Here is a 19,118-nt window from a genome sequence, read left to right as displayed (position 1 = left end):
AGAAGAGAAATAAAAAAGATAAAAATATCGATAAAAATGTTACATATTTTAATAAATTTCATAAATTTTGGTAAAATGTTTACTCTAGGAAATATAATGAAATTTAAAAAAATATATATAGAATTAAGCGATATTTGTGGTTTAAAATGTGATTTTTGTCCTTCTCAAAAAGGAATTCGCGGGGTAATGAGTGAAGAAAAATTTCAAAACTTAGCTTATGAAATTTCTAATAAAGCTGAGCTTTTTACCTTTCATCTTTTGGGTGATCCTTTGCTTTTACCTAATTTGGAAAATTATCTAAAAATCGCAAAAGGTGAAGCTATGAAACTTGAAATCACTACAAGTGGCTTTTATCTAAATTCTAAAAATCAAGCTTTATTGTTAGGGTATGAGAATATCCATCAAATCAATATTTCTTTAATGTCTTTTTTAAGTCAAAGCAAAATTTCTTTAGAACAGTATTTTAAGCCTATTTTAGAACTTTGCAAAAAGCATTTAGAGCAAAAAAGCCTTTCTTTTATCAATCTAAGACTTTGGAATTTAGATGCTAATTTTAAAGCACCTAAGTCAAATTTAAAAATTTATGAGTTTTTAGCCAAAGAATTTGAAGCCAAGATCAATGCAAGCTTAAGTAAAAATCGCTTGCAAAGACATATTTTGCTTCATCAAAATAAACTTTTTAAATGGCCAAATTTAAAAGATAAACCCCTTTATAAAAAAGGAAAATGCCATGCTTTAAAAGAGCAAATTGGGATTTTAAGTGATGGAAGTTTAGTGCCTTGCTGTTTGGATACTAAAGCAGATATTAACTTAGGAAATGTTTTTGAAAATAACTTTGATAAGCTTTTTAAATCACCGCGTATAAAGATGATGAAAAAAGCTTTTGAAGAAGATAAACGCATAGAAAAACTTTGTCAAACTTGCGAATTTTTTAAAGCAAGATTGGGTGATTAAAAATTGTTATTTTCTAGCTTTGTTTTAAATTCTTGAATTCTATCTATTATCTTAGGACTAAGGCGTAATAATATATGTGTATCTTTGTTAAAATAAATACTTCCTGTTTTAACTGCTTTGGTATTTTTCAATAAAGCATTTGTATCTAAAAGATTATTTTTGGCATCCATTCCAAGAATGAGTATATCTGGATTTTGTTTAAGTATGTATTCTGCTGATATAACAGGTCTTGAAATTTGACTTTGCGGACTTAAATTTTTAATCCCTATAAGTCTTAAAATATCAGCTATTAAAGAATTATCATTAAAGGCCATTAAAGGGTTGCTAGAATAAAGATAAATCGCACTTTTATTTAGGGGTTTATCGCTTATTTTTTTTAAATTTTGGGTAAATTCTTGTTTTAAAAGCTCTGCTTCTTTTTCTTTCTTGGTGATTTGGCCTAAGGTTGTGATATTTTTTGTTATATCTTCTAAACGCTCGGCTTTTAAATTGATACTTTTGATACCAAAATTTTTAAGTCCTTCTTCTAAATTTAAAGAATAAGAGCTTAAAATCACCAAACTTGGTTTTAGTGCTACTATTTTTTCAAGTGAAGGATTTGAAAAAGTGCCTACGCTTGTAAGTTTTGAGGTTTGATCTTTAGGATAGATATTTGAGTGTTGTAAAGTGGCAATGCCTACGATTTGATCTTCAGCCTTAAGCATAAAAAGGGTTTCTATGCTTGCAGGATCAAGCACTACAAGGCGTTCTTTTGCATTTAGTGCGATTAAAAACAAACTCATAATAATTAAAATTTTTTTCATTTTTTCTCCTTTAAAGCTAAAATATAAGGTTTAGAATTTTTATAAATAATCTCGCAGTTTAAATCATAAATTTCTTTTAAAATTTCTTGAGTAAAAAGCTCTTTGCTCGTTCCAAAATACTTTATCTCCCCTTCTTTTAAAAAAAGGATTTTATCGCAGAATATAGAAGCTAAATTTAAATCATGCAAGATAGCAACAACGGCTATATTTTTTTCTTTAATTAGTTTTTCGCAAAGGTTTAAAAGCTCTATAGCATAGTTTAAATCAAGGGCTGAAGTGGGTTCATCTAAAAAAAGAATTTTTGGTTTTTTAAGCAAAGCTCTTGCTAAAAGCATTCTTTGAAATTCACCTCCGCTTAAAGAAAGTATGCTTCTTTCTAGAAAATTTTCAAGTCTTAAATCCTTAGCAAATTCTTTAATTTCTAAAATATCTTCTTTAGAATAAGAACTAAAAGCGTGTTTTAAATTCGCATATTTACTCATTAAAAGCACATCGATGACTTTTAAAGGGGTGTTTAATTCTGATTTTTGAGGCACAAAGCCACAAATTTTGGCAAATTCTTTAAGAGAAAAATCCTTGATATTTGTGTTAAAAAGACTTATCACTCCTTTATTTGGACTTAAATTTTTAAGTATAAGTTTTAAAAGAGTGCTTTTGCCTGAGCCATTTGGCCCTAAAATTCCTATAAAAGCTTGGTTTTTAAGTTCTAAATGAATATTTTTTAGTAAATCTTTTTGGTGATAAGCAAAGCTTAAATTATGTATTTTTAGCATTATAAAAATCTCCTAGCGCTTAAAGCTAAGTATAAAAAAATAGGAGCTCCAAAAAATGCAGTTAAAATTCCAATCGGAATTTGCACAGGAGCTAAAAGAGTTCTTGCTAAAGTATCACAAATAAGTAAAAATAATCCTCCAAATGCTGTACATAAAGGGATAACTAAGGCATTATTATAATTTTTAAGCAAAAGTCTTATAGTATGAGGAATGATGAGTCCAACAAAGCCTATAAGTCCGCTAAAAGCAACCGCAAAAGATACAGCTAAGGATGAGACAATGAGTAAATTTATTTTTAATTTTTGAGCATTTACCCCTAGATTTCTAGCTTCATCATCTCCGCTTAAAAGTATGTTTAATTCGTTTTTATGAGCGTAAAAATAAAACAAACAAAAAATTAAAGGCAAGATTAAAATTCCCACACGAAACCAAGAAGCATTGCCTATATTTCCCATAAGCCAAGCGACTATTTTAAAAGAATCCTCGCCTATAAGATAAGTGAAAAAAGAAGTAAAAGCCCCTAAAAAAGATGAAGCTGCTATGCCGATAATGAGTAAAGTTGCTATAGAAGCTTTAGAAGAAATTTTAAAAACCCCTAGAGCAAAAAAGGCAGAGCAAACAAAACCTAAAATTCCATAATAATAATCATTCAATTTTAACAAATACGCCAAAACCGCACCAAAGGTTGCCGCAGAAGCTATACCTATGATATAAGGATCGGCTATAGGATTTGAAAATACATTTTGAGTGATAGCCCCACTACTAGCTAAAAGCATACCGATTAAAATCGCCATTATAATGCGTGGCAAGCGTCCATCTATGATGATTTGTCTTAAAATTTCATCTTGGCTAAAGATATATGAAAAAAGTTCTTTTGGGTTTAAATTCTTATCTCCTAAGCAAAGTGCTGTAAAAGAAGCGATTATATAAGCTACCAAAAGCCCTATAATCACTAAAATTTTAGAATGCGTATTTAAATTCAACATAGTAGTTTCTGCCATTCCCAACTAGGTATTGATCATTTATACTGTCTTGGTATGTGTAGTATCTTTTATCGAAAAGATTGCGAATTCCTGCTAAAATTTGTAATTTTTTATAATTATATTTCATACCAATATCTGTTAAAAAATAATCCCTTATCCAAGAATTTTTAGACATTTTTCCTGTATTTTCATCTATAGTTCCACCATCTTTTGCTCTAGAAAAATAGGTTAAATCAATAAAATTTGAGAAATTTTTATTCCAAGCGTATTCGAGCCCAGCTGTGGCTTTGATTTTTGAAACATAAGGAATTCTCATGCCGTCATTAACACCTTTAGAAATTTTAGCATCAAGATAAGTTAGACTTTCTCTAAAGATTAAATCATCATCTAAAAAATTTTGACTCAGACTTAATTCTACTCCTAAACGGCGAGTTTGATCTATATTATAATATTGCCAAAATCCTCCACCTGTGGCATGAGGGTTTCCAAGATAAGAAATTTCATCTTTGCTTAGGGTGTAAAATAAAGTTAGATTAAAGCCGTAAAAATCCCACCAAAAATCATCAATTCCTAGTTCAAAGGTATCAAAGATCTCAGGATTTAAATTTGCAGAATAATACTTTTGTGAAATTTTATCCTTATTGACAAATTGTGCTGGACTTGGAGAGACAAAACCTCTTTCGTATTTGATATAAAGCTTTCCTGTGTCTGAGTATTTAAAATTTGGAGTGATTTCAAAGGCGAAGTTATGACTTGTATCATCGGTTGAAAAAAGTTCTGGAGTGCTTGGTTTAGGAATGTTTGATATAACCATATTGCTAGTGTAATTTCTATTTGTGTCATAAAGACTATATTCATATCTTGCTCCACCTGAAATACTAAAAATATCGTTAAATTCATGAGAATCAAGAGCGAAAATAGAATGGCTTTGTTTATCCATATCCATAAGCGTTGTCATGGTGTGACTCATTTGAAATTTGCCGGCATTTACATCATAATGAATAATGCTTGTTCTTTTTGCATCATGGTTTGCAAATTCATAACCAAAAATAAAATAAGAATTATTTGCATAATTTAGTTTGTTTTTTAAACTTATCCCTGTAAGCGTGTCTTCAAAACCACTTCCATTTTGATATACAGGGACGCTTAGCCCCATAGAGCTCATTTCAGAAACATCTTTTAGATAGTTGATCTTTTGATTTTGCCAAAAAGCTTCTAGGTTAAATTCCCATATATCATCAAAATAGTAATGATAATCCAAAGAAATTTCAGGGCGATTGATTTGTGTGATATTGTCACTATTGCCTTTTTGAGTTGGATCGCTTTGAGCTTGTGCTTTTGTTAGATAGCCACTGCTGGTATTTTTGCTTTTAAAATAATTATACCCCAAAGTTAAATCGCTATTATCATTGATATCAATATAGGTTTTTGTGTTGATAAAATAACCTTTTTCATTATAACCTTCTTGATATCCATCAAGATTAAAACTTTGTATATCAAAGCTAAAAGCTAAATTTTCATTTATTTGTTTGGCGCCATTGATACCTAAATTTCCACCTATTCCACCATGATCATAAGCACTGCTTTTTAAATTTATAGCAAAAGCATCTGATTTTTGTTTTTTTGTAATGATATTAATCACACCCCCTCTAGTACCACTTCCATAAAGCACAGACCCACCTCCAGGTATGATTTCTATGCGTTCTACATTATCTAAATTGATACTATCTAGCGGGGTTACACCATGGGAATTATCAAGAATATTAATAGCACGCCCATCGATCATAACTTTTACAGCTATATTGGATTTATCTCCTTGTCCACGCATATCTATATTGCGTCCAAGTCCAAAATTTACAAAACTAATGCCTGAAATTCTTTCTAAGGCTTGTTCTAAGGAAACATAACCTTTATTTTGCAGATCTTTGCCTTCTATGCTGATTACATTGCGTAAATTTGAGTCTGCATCTTGCTCAAAACCTGTTGCACTAACAACAACTTTTTGTAATTTAATAGCTTCATTTGACTCTTGTGCATTTAAATTAGTTATTAGCAATAATGCAAATAAAGATAACTTAAAAGCTTTTTTATTTGGATGCAAATTTTACTCCTTAAATAAAATAAATAATGATAATTTATATCATAATAATTTAGAACTAAATTTATCCATTATTAACTTAATTTAGTATAAATTTTTGTTAAAATAGATAATTTATATATTTTAAGTTATTTTTAATTTGATAATTGATACCATTTTTTTTAATATTTTATTTTAAAATCAAGAAAGGATAAAAATGAATTTTGAAAGCATTATTTCTCATATGAATGATCATCATAAATCAAATTTAGTTGATCTTTGTAAAAAATTTGGTGGTATTGAGCAAGTGCAAGATGTTTTTCTAAAAAGTGTTGATTTTAATGGCTTGGATCTTGTTTACAATGATAAAGAAAATTTACGAGTGGAATTTCCTAAAAAAGCCGATGAAAACACGATTAAAGATACTATAATATCCCTTTGCATGAGTGCAAAGAGCGAGCAAAATTTTAGTGGCGTAGAAAAAGAATTAAATGAATTTATGCTAAGTTTTAATTCTGTAGCTTTGGCAACTTTAAATGCAAATGGAGAAGTTGTTTGCTCGTATGCACCTTTTGTAAGCACACAATGGGGAAATTATATTTATATAAGTGAAGTAAGCGAACATTTTAACAACATCAAAGTAAATCCAAACAATATAGAAATAATGTTTTTAGAGGATGAGAGTAAAGCTGCTTCTGTTATACTGCGCAAAAGATTGCGCTATAGAGTAAATGCAAGCTTTTTAGAGAGAGGTGAAAGATTTGATCAAATTTATGATGAGTTTGAAAAACAAACCGGAGGAGAAGGAGGCATTAAAACTATACGCAAGATGCTTGATTTTCATCTAGTAAAGCTTGAATTTAAAAAAGGACGCTTTGTAAAAGGTTTTGGTCAAGCTTATGATATAGAAAATGGAAATGTTACACATGTAGGTGCTAGTGGAAATCCACATAAATTCCCACATAAGCATTAATTTGTATAAAATCTTATAAATTTTGTTCTTGTAAAGCTTGGGCTTGATGATGAGTGATTAAAGGTTCTATGATTTCATCAAAAAGCCCATCTTGCATAATGGCATCTAAGCGATATAAAGTAAGATTTATTCTATGATCACTGATACGATTTTGTGGAAAATTGTAAGTGCGAATGCGTTCGCTTCTATCTCCGCTTCCTACTTGTGATTTTCTTGCTTCACTTTCTTTTGCTAGTCTTTCACTCTCTTGCATTTCATAAAGCCTTGCTTTTAGGACTTTCATCGCACTTTCTTTATTTTTGTGTTGGCTTTTTCCATCTTGATTGACTACAACTATACCTGTAGGGATATGAGTGATACGAACAGCCGAATCAGTAGTATTTACACTTTGTCCACCATGTCCTGAAGATCGCATAACATCAACTTTAAGATCGTTTGGATTGATTTCGATTTCTATATCATCAACTTCTGGCATTACTGCCACGGTGATAGCAGAAGTATGCACGCGTCCTTGGGATTCTGTTTGAGGAACTCTTTGAACACGGTGCGTTCCACCTTCATATTTAAGTCTTGAATAAGCCCCTGTTCCTTTAACAAGCATGATGATTTCTTTAAATCCACCTACACTTCCTTCGCTAGAGCTTACAATCTCAAGTTTATAGCCGCGATTTTCAGCATATCTTGCATAAGCTTTTACAAGATCTCCTACAAATAAAGATGCCTCATCGCCACCTGTGCCTGCACGAATTTCAAGAAAAATATTTCTTTCATCATTGGGATCTTTAGGAAGAAGTAAAATTTTAATCTCTTCTTCAAGTTTTGGTTTTAATTCTTCTAAAATTTTTAGTTCTTCTTTTGCAAGTTCCCCAAGTTCTGGATCGTTTAGCAAAGCTTTATTTTCTTCTATATTGTCTAAAGTTTTTAAATACTCTTTAGCTTTTAAAACGATAGGTTCTAAATTTTTTTGTTCTTTAGAGAGTGTAGTCATTTTACTGATATCGTTGAGTATATCAGAACTGCTAAGAAGAGAATTTAACTCTTCAAAGCGTTTTAAAAAAGGATCTAGTTTGCTAGCTAACATTAAAAACTATATAGAAAATTATGCGATTTTATTTACTAAAAGGGCTAAGCGGCTTACACGGCGAGAAGCAGTTTGTTTTTTAATGAAACCGCGACTTACCATAGCATGAATGCTTTTATTAGCTACTTTTAAAGCTTCATTAGCAGCATTTTTATCTCCATTTGCTGCAGCTTCTCTTACGGCTTTAGTTATATTTTTAAGTCTTGTTCTATAGAATCTATTTCTTTCTGTTTTTTTAATAGTTTGTCTTGCTCTTTTTTCAGCAGATTTATGGTTTGCCATTTATATTTTCCTTTTTTGAAATTAAAGACTAAATTATATAAGAATAAAATTTAAAATTTCATTAATTTAAGCAAAATTTCAAAATAAATCTTTTAAATTTATATCCCAAAAAACTAAATTAAATTTGAGTAAAAATCCATAAATTACCGCACTTAAAAGTCCAGCAAACAATCCTGCTAGCATATCATCAAGCATTACACCTAGTCCGCCTTTGACTTTTTTATCTATCTTGCCAATAATAGAAGGTTTTGTAATGTCAAAGAGTCTAAATAAAACAAAAGCCAAAATAAAATTGACTATCGAGTTTTCAGCACTTGCTGCAATAGCACAAGCAAGAAAAACCCCAGCAACTTCATCGATAACTATGTGTTTATCATCGTGAATTCCTGTTTTTTTTTCATAATCATCTATAACACGAATACTTGCAACAAAAATTAAAATGCTTAGTAAAAACAAAGTATTAATCCCAAGATATTTAAGTATAAAAAAAGCAGGTATTAAAGCAGCGATAGTACCAAAAGTCCCACTTGCCTTTTTTATAGAACCTGAATAAAAAAAAGTTAAAAATAATTTTTGCATTTTGTTACACCATATAAGACATTTGATGAATTTCTAAAAGTTTTTGATAAAATTCTTCATCATTTTTGTATTCTAAAATTCCATCAGTTGGAAAAAGCTCATTATAAATTTTTTGCATATTTTTTAATCTATTTGGAAAAAGAGAAGTTAAAATAACACTAGATACTTCCTTGCGCATGAAAATTGCTGGAGGAATGATGCCCGCTCTTAACAAATCTTTTAAAGACTGAGAATTATAGTGCAAATGGTGGTGACAACCATGAGGGCAAGATCTTGTGCTGACAATCATGCGACATTGATCGCAAAATACAAATTCAGGTAAAACAATCACTTCTATGCCATAATCCTTGGAAAAATCATCAAGTATGGTTTTTGGTTGATTATCATCATAAAACATTCCAAGTCCTGTATGATTTTGTCCTACTACTAGTTTGGTACAACCTAGACTTTTTGCGATAATGCTTTCTAGGCCAGGATTTAAATGAGCGTGAAAAATATTAATATTTTTTAATGGAAAAATGAAAATTCTATCCGGTGGAAGATAGTTTTGAATAAATTTTTTCAAATAAGCTTCTTTAAGTTCGAATTCAAACCCATTTGTATCAAAAGATTCTACAAGAAAAATTACAACTAAATCTGCTTTATCAATAGTCCAACGAAACATTCTTTCATGGGCACGATGCAAAGGATCAAAACTTGAAACTATAGCGGTAATTTTTTGTGCATTAAGATTGTTTTTGATTTGTTGAAAATTTTCTTTTATTTTTTTAATTTGAGAATTGTAAATTTCTATTTTTCCACTTATGCAAGTTGTTCCTATGTCTTTTAGAGAGCAAGTGTTGGGATTGAAAATATCAGAAAATTTTTTATTATTTTTAAATTGGCTTTTAAAATCTATATGTCCTACTACTTTTTCATCTAGTATGAGATCGATTCTATCGCCAGATTTTATATCATTTAGTGCTTCTTCAGCATTTTTTGGTGCAAAGCTTAAGGGATAGGGAAAACTTTCTCCTTTAAATTTTCCTGATTTAATGATTTCATTGACTTCTTTTTCATTCATTAAATGAGTGCAAGTGCCTAGCAAACCTTCTTTAATAAGTGATAAGATGCCAAATTCATTTTGATCTATGGTAATGTTTTTATTTTTTCTTGCTGATTTCATATTTCTTCCTTTTTTCCCATAAAGATTTACGTGAAATGCCTAATTTTTTTGAAAGATCAGTATCAGGAAATATATTTTGGTAGTTTATAATAACATATTTTACATACTCATCTATGGTTAAAATTTCATTGCTATCGATATTTTTTTCATTATCATTTAAATTAATGCAGTTTATTTTTAAATCATCTGTATTTGAATTGGTATGCAAAATAACATTTTTGTTTTGTATAAAATCTAGGAGTTTTTCCTTTTCTGCTGCTTTTAATGCTTGAAAATTACTCAAAAATAAGAGATTGTTTTCTGTGGGAAGTTTCATAACTTTTTCAACTGAATTTGTAGATGTTAAATCAATAAAAGAAAGAGTAATGTCACATTCATTTACATAATTAAAAACAAAAGCATCAGCACTGCTTTGCTTGTTGGATTTTAATATCAATGGAAGTTTTAATTTTTTATAATTATACTCTGGAATTTTGATTGTTTCTAATCTTGATTTGATATAGCTTTGATAAGCTTTATTAAGGATTGAAAGTTTTCTAAAATCTTGATAATGCTTTATTTTTCTAATCAGCTCTTCTATCATAAAGGGTTTTTGAATATAATCACTAGCACCTAATTTCAAAGGATTTGAAACTGTATCTGTGCTTATATAAGAAATAAGCAAAATAATAATACTATGCTTAAACTGACCTACGGCTTTTAGAAAATTATTAGTATTTGTAGAAAGCAGTACAATATCATAGTATTTTGCACCATTGTATTCATCAAACGAGTTTATAATTTCACAGCTATATCCAGCATCACTTAGTTTAATGCTAATGCTTTGCGCTAGATAAATTTCATTTTCAATAATTAAAACTTTCATAATCTTGTCCAATCAAAATATTTTAAATTTACACTACTAAGCACCGCCATACCTTCTTTTCTTCCAATAAAACCCAATTTTTCCGTTGTTGTGGCTTTAACATTGATTCTAAATTCATCTAAATCTAAAGTATGAGCTATATTGCTTTGCATAGCTTGTTTAAAGTCTTTAAGTTTAGGGCTTTGTGCCATGACGCAAATGTCTATATTAATGAGTTCAAAACCTATTTCTCTGACTCTATCATAAGCCTGTTTTAAAAGCTCCATGGAGTTGGCATTTTTAAATTTCATATCAGTATCAGGATAAAGCTCTCCTATATCTCCAAGTCCTGCAGCACCTAAAATCGCATCGGTTAAAGAGTGAGCTAAAACATCTCCATCGCTGTGTGCTTTAAGCCCCATAATAGGATGAATTTGCACTCCTGCTAAAAGCAAAGGGCGATTCTCTCCAAATTCATGCACATCAAAACCATTGCCAGTAAAAATTTCAAAGCTAGGTTTAGGTAAATCAAGCTTTTTAAGATCTTCTTTAAAGGTTAGTTTTCTTGCATTTTCTTCACCTTCAACAAACCAAATTTTTCCACCCATTGCAGCTATAGCTGTACTATCATCTGTAAATTCTAGGTTTTGATCCAAAGCTTTTTTAAGCAATTTGGTTTTAGAAATTTGAGGGGTTTGAATGAGTTTGATTTTTTCTCTTTGTAAGGCTTCATTGTTAAAAAGTGTTGTATCTGCAACTTTTAAAGCAGGGGTAATACAATCTGCTTTATCTAAATTTTCAATCAAACGATCAAACAAATTTTTACTCACCAATACCCTTGCTACATCACTTACCATAACAAATTCACTATCTATGAGCGCTAAGGCTTTTTTTAAGGATTCTGCTCTGGTATCACCACCTTCTATAAATTCATAGTTTTTAGCAAATTTTTTCATATAAGCGATATTACTAGAGGTAACAACTATTTTTTTAAAAGGATAAAAAGAGCTTAAATTTTTTGTTGCATAAAGCCAAAGAGGGTCATTTCCAAGTCGTAAAAATTGTTTTTTTACCTTTGTGTTAAAACGAGTAGAATTTCCAGCTGCTAACATAATGAGGCTCATTTCACTCATTTTTTCATTCCTCTTTTTAATATTGTTGGTTTTTATAATGTTACCATATTATACACTTATAAAAAGCTAAATTTTATCATTTTATTAGTAAAATTGATTTTTTTAAAAGATAAGGAAAAAACATGAAAGAACAAATTTTAGAGAAATTAAAAACTGTAAAATATCCTGGTTTTGAAAAGGATATAGTGAGTTTTAACTTTGTAAAAGATATTAAAATTCAAGATGATGGTGTATTCATTGATATAGAAATCGTTTCAGCAAATCCTGAAGTAGTTAATGAAATTCGTAAAAATGCTACTGAAGCTTTATCGAGTTTGGCTTTAAAAAATATCGAACTTAATATCATCACTCCAAAAATTCCTGAAGAAAAAAGTAATTCAAGAAGTGGAAAAAATATCGCTCCACAAGTAAAAAATTTCATCATGGTTTCAAGTGGAAAAGGTGGTGTGGGTAAATCTACAACTACAGTAAATTTAGCAATTTCCATGGCTAAAATGGGAAAAAGAGTAGGTATTTTAGACGCGGATATTTATGGGCCAAATATTCCAAGAATGCTAGGTGAAACCAAAACTCAGCCTGAAGTAGTAGGGCAGAGATTAAAGCCTATTTTAACTCATGGTGTTTATATGATGAGTATGGGGGTTTTGATCGAAGAGGGTCAAGGTCTTATGTGGCGTGGAGCTATGATTATGAAAGCAATCGAGCAACTTTTAGCTGATGTGATTTGGCCTGAACTTGATGTATTGTTTTTAGATATGCCTCCAGGAACAGGTGATGCGCAAATTACTTCTGCACAAAGTATTCCTATTACTGCAGGAGTTTGCGTAAGCACACCTCAAACCGTATCTTTAGACGATAGTAAAAGAGCTTTAGATATGTTTAATAAACTTCACATTCCTATAGCGGGTGTGATTGAAAATATGAGTGGATTTTTATGTCCTGATAATGGTAAAGAGTATGATATTTTTGGCAAAGGAACAGCTGAGGATATGGCAAAAGCTTATAAAAGTGAAGTTTTAGTACAAATTCCTATAGAAATGATAGTAAGAGAAGGTGGAGATGAAGGCAAGCCTGTGAGTTTTTATCACCCTGAAAGTGTGAGTTCAAAGCGTTATTTAATGGCGGCTGAAAAAATTTGGAGCTTTATAGAAAAGATTAACAATGAAGGCGGTGCGGATAATTCTGCTATACAACCTGTGATGAATGGAAAAAGTGCGTGTTCGCATTAAAAATTAAGTGGATAAGGAAAAGAAAATGATTAATACTAAAGAAGAATTTTTACTTTTAATCAAACAAATTGAGCAAAAAAGTGGTTATAAAAAACCTAAAGCTTTTGGTATGGCAAGGCTTGATAGAGGACAGTTGAATAAAAATAAAATCTTACAAGCAAGCTTTGCTTTGATTAATTACGAGCAAAATTTTGGCTCAGCAGCAATTATGCTTGAAGCTTTTATGCAAAGGGGTGTGGAGATTGATTTTAATGCGAGTGAGTTTGTACAAACTTTAAAATTAGAAGATATTGATTTTGCACTTTCTTGTTTTAAACCTTTTTTAGAAGAAGAGGGGCATCAAAATATTGATTTATTAAAGATTATCAAAGATAAATTTAAAGACGATGAATTTGCTTTTGTTTGTCTTTTTGAGGATAAAGAACCTTTAAGTGTAGAAAGTGTTTATCTAAAACTTTATTTGCTTTCTACTAAAAAAGTACCTTTAAGAAGTATCAATCTAAATGGAGCTTTTGGACTTTTAAGCAATGTAGCTTGGAGTGATGATAAGCCTATCGAGCTTGAGTATTTAAGAGCAAATGAAATGCGTTTAAAAATGAGCAATCAATACCCAAAAATCGATTTTGTTGATAAATTTCCAAGATTTTTAGCACATATTATCCCTGAGGATAATACAAGAATTTTAGAAAGCTCTAAAGTAAGAATGGGTGCGTCTTTAGCAGCAGGAACAACCATCATGCCAGGGGCAAGTTATGTGAATTTTAATGCAGGCACAACAGGAGCTTGTATGGTTGAAGGGCGTATTAGTTCAAGTGCTATAGTAGGAGAAGGTTCTGATGTAGGTGGTGGAGCTTCGATTTTAGGTGTTTTAAGTGGAACAAGTGGTAATGCTATAAGTGTAGGTAAGGCTTGTCTTTTAGGGGCTAATTCAGTGACAGGAATTCCTTTAGGGGATAATTGTATAGTTGATGCAGGTATTGCGGTGCTAGAAGGAACGAAATTTTTACTCAAAGATGCCGAAGAGCTTGCTAAACTTAATCCTTATTTTAATTTTGATAAAGAAATTTACAAAGGCTTAGAGCTTAAAGGTTTAAATGGGCTACATTTCCGTCAAGATTCTATAAGCGGTGCTATGATAGTAGCTTTAAATAAAAAAGCAGTCAAACTTAACGAAGCCTTGCATTGATATAAATTTATTTACATAAAGCTTTAAGCTTTATGTCTTTCTTTCAACTTTGAAATCACATCTGAGAAACTAAGATTTGCATCTACAAGTAAAACACTTAAATGATACATTAAATCCGCTGCTTCACAAATAAGCTCTTCTTTATCTTTTACTGTCGCTGCTAAAGCTGTTTCTACACCTTCTTCACCAACTTTTTGTGCGATGCGTTTTGTGCCACTTTTGAAAAGTTTTGCTGTATAAGAAGTATTTTCATCGGCATTTTTGCGTGCATTAATAAGCTTTTCAAGTCTGGCTAGAAAAACAAAATCCGCATTTTTAGAAATTTTTTCAAAACAAGAAATATCGCCCGTATGACAAGTAGGTCCTACAGGATTTGCTAAAATTAAAAGCGTGTCATTATCACAATCTAAGCTTAAATCTACGATATTTAAGAAATTTCCACTTTCTTCACCCTTCATCCAAAGACGCTGTTTTGTGCGTGAAAAAAAGACTACTTTACCACTTTCTAAGCTTTTTTCTAAGGCTTCATTATTCATAAAGCCTAGCATTAAAACTTCGCAAGTTTTTGCATCTTGGATGATGACAGGTAAAAGATGATCCACTTTTTGCCAAGCAATTTTTTCATTAAGTTCTTTGAAATTTTGCATATTATATCCTTATACTTAAGCCTTGATTTTTAAGATAAATTTTTAATTCTTTAATGTCTATAAGTTTTTGATGAAAAACAGAAGCAGCTAAAGCCCCATCTATGCCTAGTTTAAAAGCTTCTAAAAAATGCTCCATTTTTCCTGCTCCCCCACTTGCGATCAAAGGTACTTTACAAATTTTATATACAGCTTCTAATTGTTCTAAATCATAGCCATTTTTAACGCCATCTTGATTCATCATATTTAAAACAATTTCGCCTGCACCTAGATCTTGCACTTCTTTAACCCATTCTAAAGTGCTTTTTCCACTATGCTTGCTTGTTTTTTCATCGCCTGTGTATTGAAATACTTTTAAATTTCCATTTTCATCTTTAAAACTATCAATCCCTACTACTACGCATTGTACGCCAAAGCTTTTAGCAAGGCGTGTGATTAGGCTTGGATCATTTAAAGCAGGAGAATTGATAGAAATTTTATCTGCCCCATTAGCTAAAAGTTCAGCTGCATCTTCTTCGCTTTTAATACCCCCTGCAACACAAAAAGGAATATTGATATTTTTTGCTACTTCACTTACCCATTCTCTTGATATGCGTTCTTTTCTAGCGCTTGCAGCAATATCATAAAAAACAAGCTCATCAATATCATTTTGAGAATAATACCTAGCAAGCTCTATGATATCTCCCATATCTTTATGGTTTTTAAATTGTGTTCCTTTTACTACTCTGCCATCTTTGACATCTAAACATGCAATTATGCGTTTTGTAAGCATCTTATCCCTTCTTCTACGCTAAAAACTCCGTCTAATAAAGCTTTTCCTACGATAACCCCACTACAAATTCCTTTTAAGTTTTCAAGGTCTTTTAAGCTTGCTACTCCACCACTTGCCTGAATGCAAATATTAGGAAAAATTTCATGGATAAGTTTGTAAAGTCTTATATTTACTCCTTGCATGGTGCCATCTTTTGAAATATCTGTGCAAAGTATGTGTTTTAAGCCTTTATTGCTATAAAAATCTAAAACTTCCATAAGCTTCTTATCGCTTGCTTCTTGCCAAGCATTTACAGCCACAACATAATCTTCTTTTAAAATCGTATCTAAGGCTAAAACTATAGTTTCGCTACCAAATTCTTTTAAAATTTCAAGACATAAAGTCGCATCTTTAATCGCCATAGATCCTATAACTACTCTTTTTACTCCACAATCAAGCAAAGCTTTAACTTCTTCTTTAGAGCGTATGCCTCCACCTACTTGCAAATTGACATTGACTTCTTTGGCTAATTTTTCTATCAAAGCAAGTTGTCTTTTGCTAGGATCTTTTGCACCTGTAAGATCTACAAGATGAAGTTCTTTCGCTCCTGCTTTTTCGTATTCTTTGAATTTTTCCAAGGGATTGTATTTATATACTTTTTTTTGTTCATAATCCCCTTTTACAAGACGCACCACTTCGCCATCTATAAGATCGAGTGCGGGTATGATTTGAGTCATCCTATATCCTTAATAAAATTTGAAATTAAAATTTCCCCCGCTTCACTGCTTCTTTCAGGGTGAAATTGCACCCCGTAAAAATTATCTTTCATTACGCTTGCGCTAAATTTTTGCGAATACTCACAATCTGCTATAGTGTATTCTCCAAGTCCTACACAATAACTATGCACAAAATAAAAATAAGCCCCTTCTAAGCCTTTAAACAAAGCATGAGAGCTATGAACTTGATTCCATCCCATATGTGGAAAAGTAAAGCCTTCTTTAGCTTTAAATTTTTGGGTTGTAAAATCTATAAGTTTTAAGGCTTCTTGATTTAATTCTTCAGAAAAATTTCCTAAAATTTGCATACCTAAACAAATACCAAGCAAAGGTTTTTTGGTATTTTGAATAAAATCAATAAGATTAAATTGTTCTAAATTTTTCATCGCTTCTTTTGCGGTACCCACTCCAGGTAAAAAAAGCTTATCCGCACTTTCAAGCTCTTTTAAATCCCTACTGATAGTTGCATTAAAACCTAATCTATCCAGACAAAATTTCAAAGATGCCAAATTCGCACAGGCTGTATCGATGATGATGATTTTCATATCACTCCTTTAGAGCTGGCTAAATTTTCACTTTCTATTTTCACTGCCATTTTCAAAGCTTTTGCAAAGGCTTTAAAAAGCCCTTCGGCTTTATGATGATCGTTTTTGCCTTTAACTTTTAAATGCAAACTTATACCCATAGCATAGCTTAAAGAATAAAAAAAGTGCTCGATCATTTCTGTGCTTAAAGCCCCTAAATGAGATTTTTTAAATTTGGCTTTATAGACTAAATGAGGACGATTGCAAAAATCCATCGCACAACTTGCCAAACACTCATCCATAGGTAAAGCAAAACCATATCTTGCAATGCCGATTTTATCCCCTAAGGCTTTTTTGATACAAGCTCCAAGTGCTAAGGCTACATCTTCAACGCTATGATGCTCATCGATTTCTAAATCCCCTTTGCAAGAAATTTCAAGCCCTATGCCTCCATGTACAGCGATTTGCTCTAACATGTGATCAAAAAAATCAATACCTGTTTTAATGCTAATCTTACCCCCATTTAAGCACACTTTCACTTTTATATCTGTTTCTTTAGTAGTTCTTTGATAACTCGCGCTTCTAAAAGAACTTAAAATTTCATTTTCTATTTCTTTCCAAGAAAGTTCGCCGTATTTTAAACCACGCACGCCTAAATTTGAAGCTAAGATCATATCACTCTCACGATCTCCGATAACAAAACTTTGCTCCTTATCATAAAGTTCGTGCTTGATATATTCTTCTAACATAGCAGTTTTAGGTTTTCTGCAAGTACAATTTTCATTTTCAAAATGCGGACAAATAAAAATATCTTGAAATTCTATACCGCAACTTTTTAAAATATCAAGCATTTTTTCATGAGCGATTTCAAAATTTTCCTTTGGAAAACTTGGCGTTCCAAGACCATCTTGATTACTTACCATGACAAATTTAAATCCAAAATTTTTTAGTTTTAAAAGAGTAGGAATAGCATCTTTTTCAAAACGCAATTTTTCAAGAGTATCGATTTGAAAATCGCTTTTTGGCTCCTCTATTAAAGTGCCATCTCTATCTATAAAAAGGATTTTTTGACTCATTTTAAGCTCTCTAAACGAAAAGTTACAGCGTTTTTGTGTGCGTCTAAATGCTCATTTTGCGCTAAAATTTCAACACTTTTACCCAAAGCTAAAAAACCTTCTTTACTTAATTCTTGAACGGTCATTCTTTTACTAAAATCTGCCAAACCTAAACTAGAATGCGTTTTAGTAAGTCCATAAGTAGGTAAAACATGATTTGTCCCGCTTGCATAATCACCCATAGACTCCGGAGAATAAGCTCCTAAAAATACCGATCCTGCGTGTTTTACACCTTTTAAAAGTTCTCGTGGATTTTGAGTTTGTATGATCAAATGTTCAGGGGCATAAAGATTTGAAATTTCCAAGGCTTGATTTAAATCTTTAGCTATGATAATGCGTGAATTAGCAATGCTTTTGTTTGCAAGTTCTTTACGAGGTAAAAGTTCTAATTGACTTTGGACTTCATTACTTGCTTTTTGAGCAAAATCTTGACTTAAACACACTAAAATCACTTGAGAATCTGCACCATGTTCAGCTTGTGAAAGCAAATCACTAGCTACAAATTTTTCATTAGCCAAATCATCAGCTATTACTAAAACTTCACTAGGTCCTGCTTGCATATCAATAGTCGCTCCGTTTATATCGCTACTTACTTGACGTTTTGCTTCGGTTACAAAGGCATTTCCTGGGCCAAAAATTTTATCCACCTTTAAAACACTTTGTGTACCATAAGCCAAAGCTGCTATAGCTCCTGCACCACCCATTTGATAAATTTCATCCACGCCGCAAAGTTTAGCACAAAAAAGCACGGCATCATTGATTTTTGCAGGACTTGCTAAAACGATTTTTTCACAACCTGCAATTTTTGCAGGGATAGCTAACATTAAAACCGTTGAAAACAAAGGTGCTAAACCCCCTGGTATGTAAAGTCCTACTTTTTCTATAGGGCGTGTTAAAACCTCACATTTAACGCCTTTTGTAGTTTCAAGAGCGATTTCATGTGGGATTTGGGCTTCGTGGAATTTTTTGATATTTTCATAAGCTACTAAAATAGCATCTTGTAAATCTTTATCCAAACGATTACTTGCTTGAGTAATTTCTTCTTGAGTGATTTTAATATTAGAAATTTCAGCCTTATCAAATTTTAAAGCTTGTTCTACCAAAGCTTCATCGCCTTTTTCTTGCACTTCTTTAATGATAGAACTTACTATTTTTGAAATTTCATCCTTCGCGCTTATAGCAGGGCGTTTTAACGCCTCTTCTTTTTGTTTTTCATCTAAATTATCATATACTAAAATTTGCATTT

The 19,118-nt window shown here is 31.4% G+C and carries 20 protein-coding genes; 4 read left to right on the top strand and 16 right to left on the bottom strand.

Annotated features, from left to right (window positions below; translation table 11 throughout):
* The first annotated feature begins 96 nt into the window (after window positions 1-96).
* On the top strand, window positions 97-954 hold the full coding sequence (locus AJN58_RS00480; protein WP_002862259.1) for a radical SAM/SPASM domain-containing protein: 858 nt from the start codon (window positions 97-99) through the stop codon (window positions 952-954).
* On the opposite strand, the gene AJN58_RS00475 is transcribed toward AJN58_RS00480, so the two are convergent.
* The 4 genes from AJN58_RS00475 to AJN58_RS00460 are packed head-to-tail and all read right to left on the bottom strand — an operon-like array spanning window position 951 to window position 5,614.
* Entirely contained in the window at window positions 951-1,757 is an 807-nt protein-coding gene (locus AJN58_RS00475; protein WP_002862258.1) for an ABC transporter substrate-binding protein, read from the bottom strand. The genes AJN58_RS00480 and AJN58_RS00475 overlap by 4 nt on opposite strands.
* The gene (locus AJN58_RS00470) at window positions 1,754-2,530 is read right to left on the bottom strand and encodes an ABC transporter ATP-binding protein (protein WP_044794091.1); all 777 of its coding nucleotides are present in this window, start codon (window positions 2,528-2,530) and stop codon (window positions 1,754-1,756) included. Before AJN58_RS00470 ends, AJN58_RS00475 begins: the two co-directional genes overlap by 4 nt.
* Complete coding sequence (locus AJN58_RS00465) at window positions 2,530-3,516, bottom strand: FecCD family ABC transporter permease (protein ID WP_070277969.1); 987 nt, start codon at window positions 3,514-3,516, stop codon at window positions 2,530-2,532. Before AJN58_RS00465 ends, AJN58_RS00470 begins: the two co-directional genes overlap by 1 nt.
* A complete protein-coding gene (locus tag AJN58_RS00460; protein ID WP_070248922.1) occupies window positions 3,491-5,614 on the bottom strand; it encodes a TonB-dependent receptor in 2,124 nt (707 codons plus the stop codon). The genes AJN58_RS00465 and AJN58_RS00460 overlap by 26 nt, the downstream gene beginning before the upstream one ends.
* Window positions 5,615-5,807: 193 nt before the next feature.
* Here AJN58_RS00460 and AJN58_RS00455 point away from each other — a divergent pair, with 193 nt between their 5' ends.
* Window positions 5,808-6,563 (top strand): HugZ family heme oxygenase, encoded by a 756-nt coding sequence (locus AJN58_RS00455; RefSeq protein WP_002862255.1) that lies wholly within the window; start codon window positions 5,808-5,810, stop codon window positions 6,561-6,563.
* Between the two features lie 13 nt (window positions 6,564-6,576).
* Here the strand turns inward: AJN58_RS00455 and prfA are convergent, their stop codons facing one another.
* The 6 genes from prfA to AJN58_RS00425 form a co-directional block, all read right to left on the bottom strand.
* Complete coding sequence (prfA, locus tag AJN58_RS00450; RefSeq protein WP_002862254.1) at window positions 6,577-7,644, bottom strand: peptide chain release factor 1; 1,068 nt, start codon at window positions 7,642-7,644, stop codon at window positions 6,577-6,579.
* 18 nt (window positions 7,645-7,662) lie between these two features.
* The gene (gene rpsT / locus AJN58_RS00445; RefSeq protein WP_002856547.1) at window positions 7,663-7,926 is read right to left on the bottom strand and encodes a 30S ribosomal protein S20; all 264 of its coding nucleotides are present in this window, start codon (window positions 7,924-7,926) and stop codon (window positions 7,663-7,665) included.
* Window positions 7,927-8,004: 78 nt separating this feature from the next.
* Window positions 8,005-8,505 (bottom strand): phosphatidylglycerophosphatase A, encoded by a 501-nt coding sequence (locus AJN58_RS00440; RefSeq protein ID WP_070291902.1) that lies wholly within the window; start codon window positions 8,503-8,505, stop codon window positions 8,005-8,007.
* A gap of 4 nt (window positions 8,506-8,509) precedes the next feature.
* Complete coding sequence (locus AJN58_RS00435; protein ID WP_002862252.1) at window positions 8,510-9,670, bottom strand: sulfate adenylyltransferase; 1,161 nt, start codon at window positions 9,668-9,670, stop codon at window positions 8,510-8,512.
* Window positions 9,648-10,535 (bottom strand): response regulator, encoded by an 888-nt coding sequence (locus AJN58_RS00430; RefSeq protein ID WP_070277966.1) that lies wholly within the window; start codon window positions 10,533-10,535, stop codon window positions 9,648-9,650. Before AJN58_RS00430 ends, AJN58_RS00435 begins: the two co-directional genes overlap by 23 nt.
* Window positions 10,532-11,647 carry a bifunctional 2-C-methyl-D-erythritol 4-phosphate cytidylyltransferase/2-C-methyl-D-erythritol 2,4-cyclodiphosphate synthase gene (locus AJN58_RS00425; RefSeq protein WP_044778659.1) on the bottom strand — a complete coding sequence of 372 codons (1,116 nt, stop codon included), beginning with the start codon at window positions 11,645-11,647 and terminating at the stop codon, window positions 10,532-10,534. Before AJN58_RS00425 ends, AJN58_RS00430 begins: the two co-directional genes overlap by 4 nt.
* Before the next feature lie 122 nt (window positions 11,648-11,769).
* Between AJN58_RS00425 and AJN58_RS00420 the strand changes: the two genes are divergently transcribed.
* Window positions 11,770-12,876 (top strand): Mrp/NBP35 family ATP-binding protein, encoded by a 1,107-nt coding sequence (locus AJN58_RS00420; RefSeq protein WP_070277964.1) that lies wholly within the window; start codon window positions 11,770-11,772, stop codon window positions 12,874-12,876.
* A 25-nt stretch (window positions 12,877-12,901) separates the two neighbouring features.
* Window positions 12,902-14,062, top strand: a complete 1,161-nt coding sequence (locus AJN58_RS00415) for a tetrahydrodipicolinate N-succinyltransferase N-terminal domain-containing protein (RefSeq protein ID WP_070277962.1) — start codon at window positions 12,902-12,904, stop codon at window positions 14,060-14,062.
* A 23-nt stretch (window positions 14,063-14,085) separates the two neighbouring features.
* Here the strand turns inward: AJN58_RS00415 and hisIE are convergent, their stop codons facing one another.
* The 6 genes from hisIE to hisD are packed head-to-tail and all read right to left on the bottom strand — an operon-like array spanning window position 14,086 to window position 19,116.
* Window positions 14,086-14,709: a bifunctional phosphoribosyl-AMP cyclohydrolase/phosphoribosyl-ATP diphosphatase HisIE gene (gene hisIE / locus AJN58_RS00410; protein ID WP_002932443.1), complete on the bottom strand. Its 624-nt coding sequence runs from the start codon at window positions 14,707-14,709 to the stop codon at window positions 14,086-14,088.
* Window position 14,710: 1 nt separating this feature from the next.
* Window positions 14,711-15,478, bottom strand: coding sequence for an imidazole glycerol phosphate synthase subunit HisF (hisF, locus tag AJN58_RS00405; RefSeq protein ID WP_070277960.1), 768 nt, complete (start codon window positions 15,476-15,478; stop codon window positions 14,711-14,713).
* The gene (hisA, locus tag AJN58_RS00400) at window positions 15,460-16,194 is read right to left on the bottom strand and encodes a 1-(5-phosphoribosyl)-5-[(5-phosphoribosylamino)methylideneamino]imidazole-4-carboxamide isomerase (protein ID WP_070277958.1); all 735 of its coding nucleotides are present in this window, start codon (window positions 16,192-16,194) and stop codon (window positions 15,460-15,462) included. Before hisA ends, hisF begins: the two co-directional genes overlap by 19 nt.
* Entirely contained in the window at window positions 16,191-16,778 is a 588-nt protein-coding gene (hisH, locus tag AJN58_RS00395; protein ID WP_070291901.1) for an imidazole glycerol phosphate synthase subunit HisH, read from the bottom strand. The genes hisA and hisH overlap by 4 nt, the downstream gene beginning before the upstream one ends.
* The gene (gene hisB / locus AJN58_RS00390; RefSeq protein WP_052858820.1) at window positions 16,775-17,833 is read right to left on the bottom strand and encodes a bifunctional histidinol-phosphatase/imidazoleglycerol-phosphate dehydratase HisB; all 1,059 of its coding nucleotides are present in this window, start codon (window positions 17,831-17,833) and stop codon (window positions 16,775-16,777) included. Before hisB ends, hisH begins: the two co-directional genes overlap by 4 nt.
* Window positions 17,830-19,116: a histidinol dehydrogenase gene (hisD, locus tag AJN58_RS00385; RefSeq protein WP_044778674.1), complete on the bottom strand. Its 1,287-nt coding sequence runs from the start codon at window positions 19,114-19,116 to the stop codon at window positions 17,830-17,832. Before hisD ends, hisB begins: the two co-directional genes overlap by 4 nt.
* Between the last annotated feature and the right edge of the window lie 2 nt (window positions 19,117-19,118).

Source organism: Campylobacter sp. BCW_4321, assembly GCF_001763075.1.
In the GTDB taxonomy this organism is placed as follows: Bacteria; Campylobacterota; Campylobacteria; order Campylobacterales; family Campylobacteraceae; genus Campylobacter_D; species Campylobacter_D jejuni.
The sequence above is the reverse complement of the archived record's forward strand: the minus strand, read 5'-3'. Positions and strand labels throughout refer to the sequence as shown.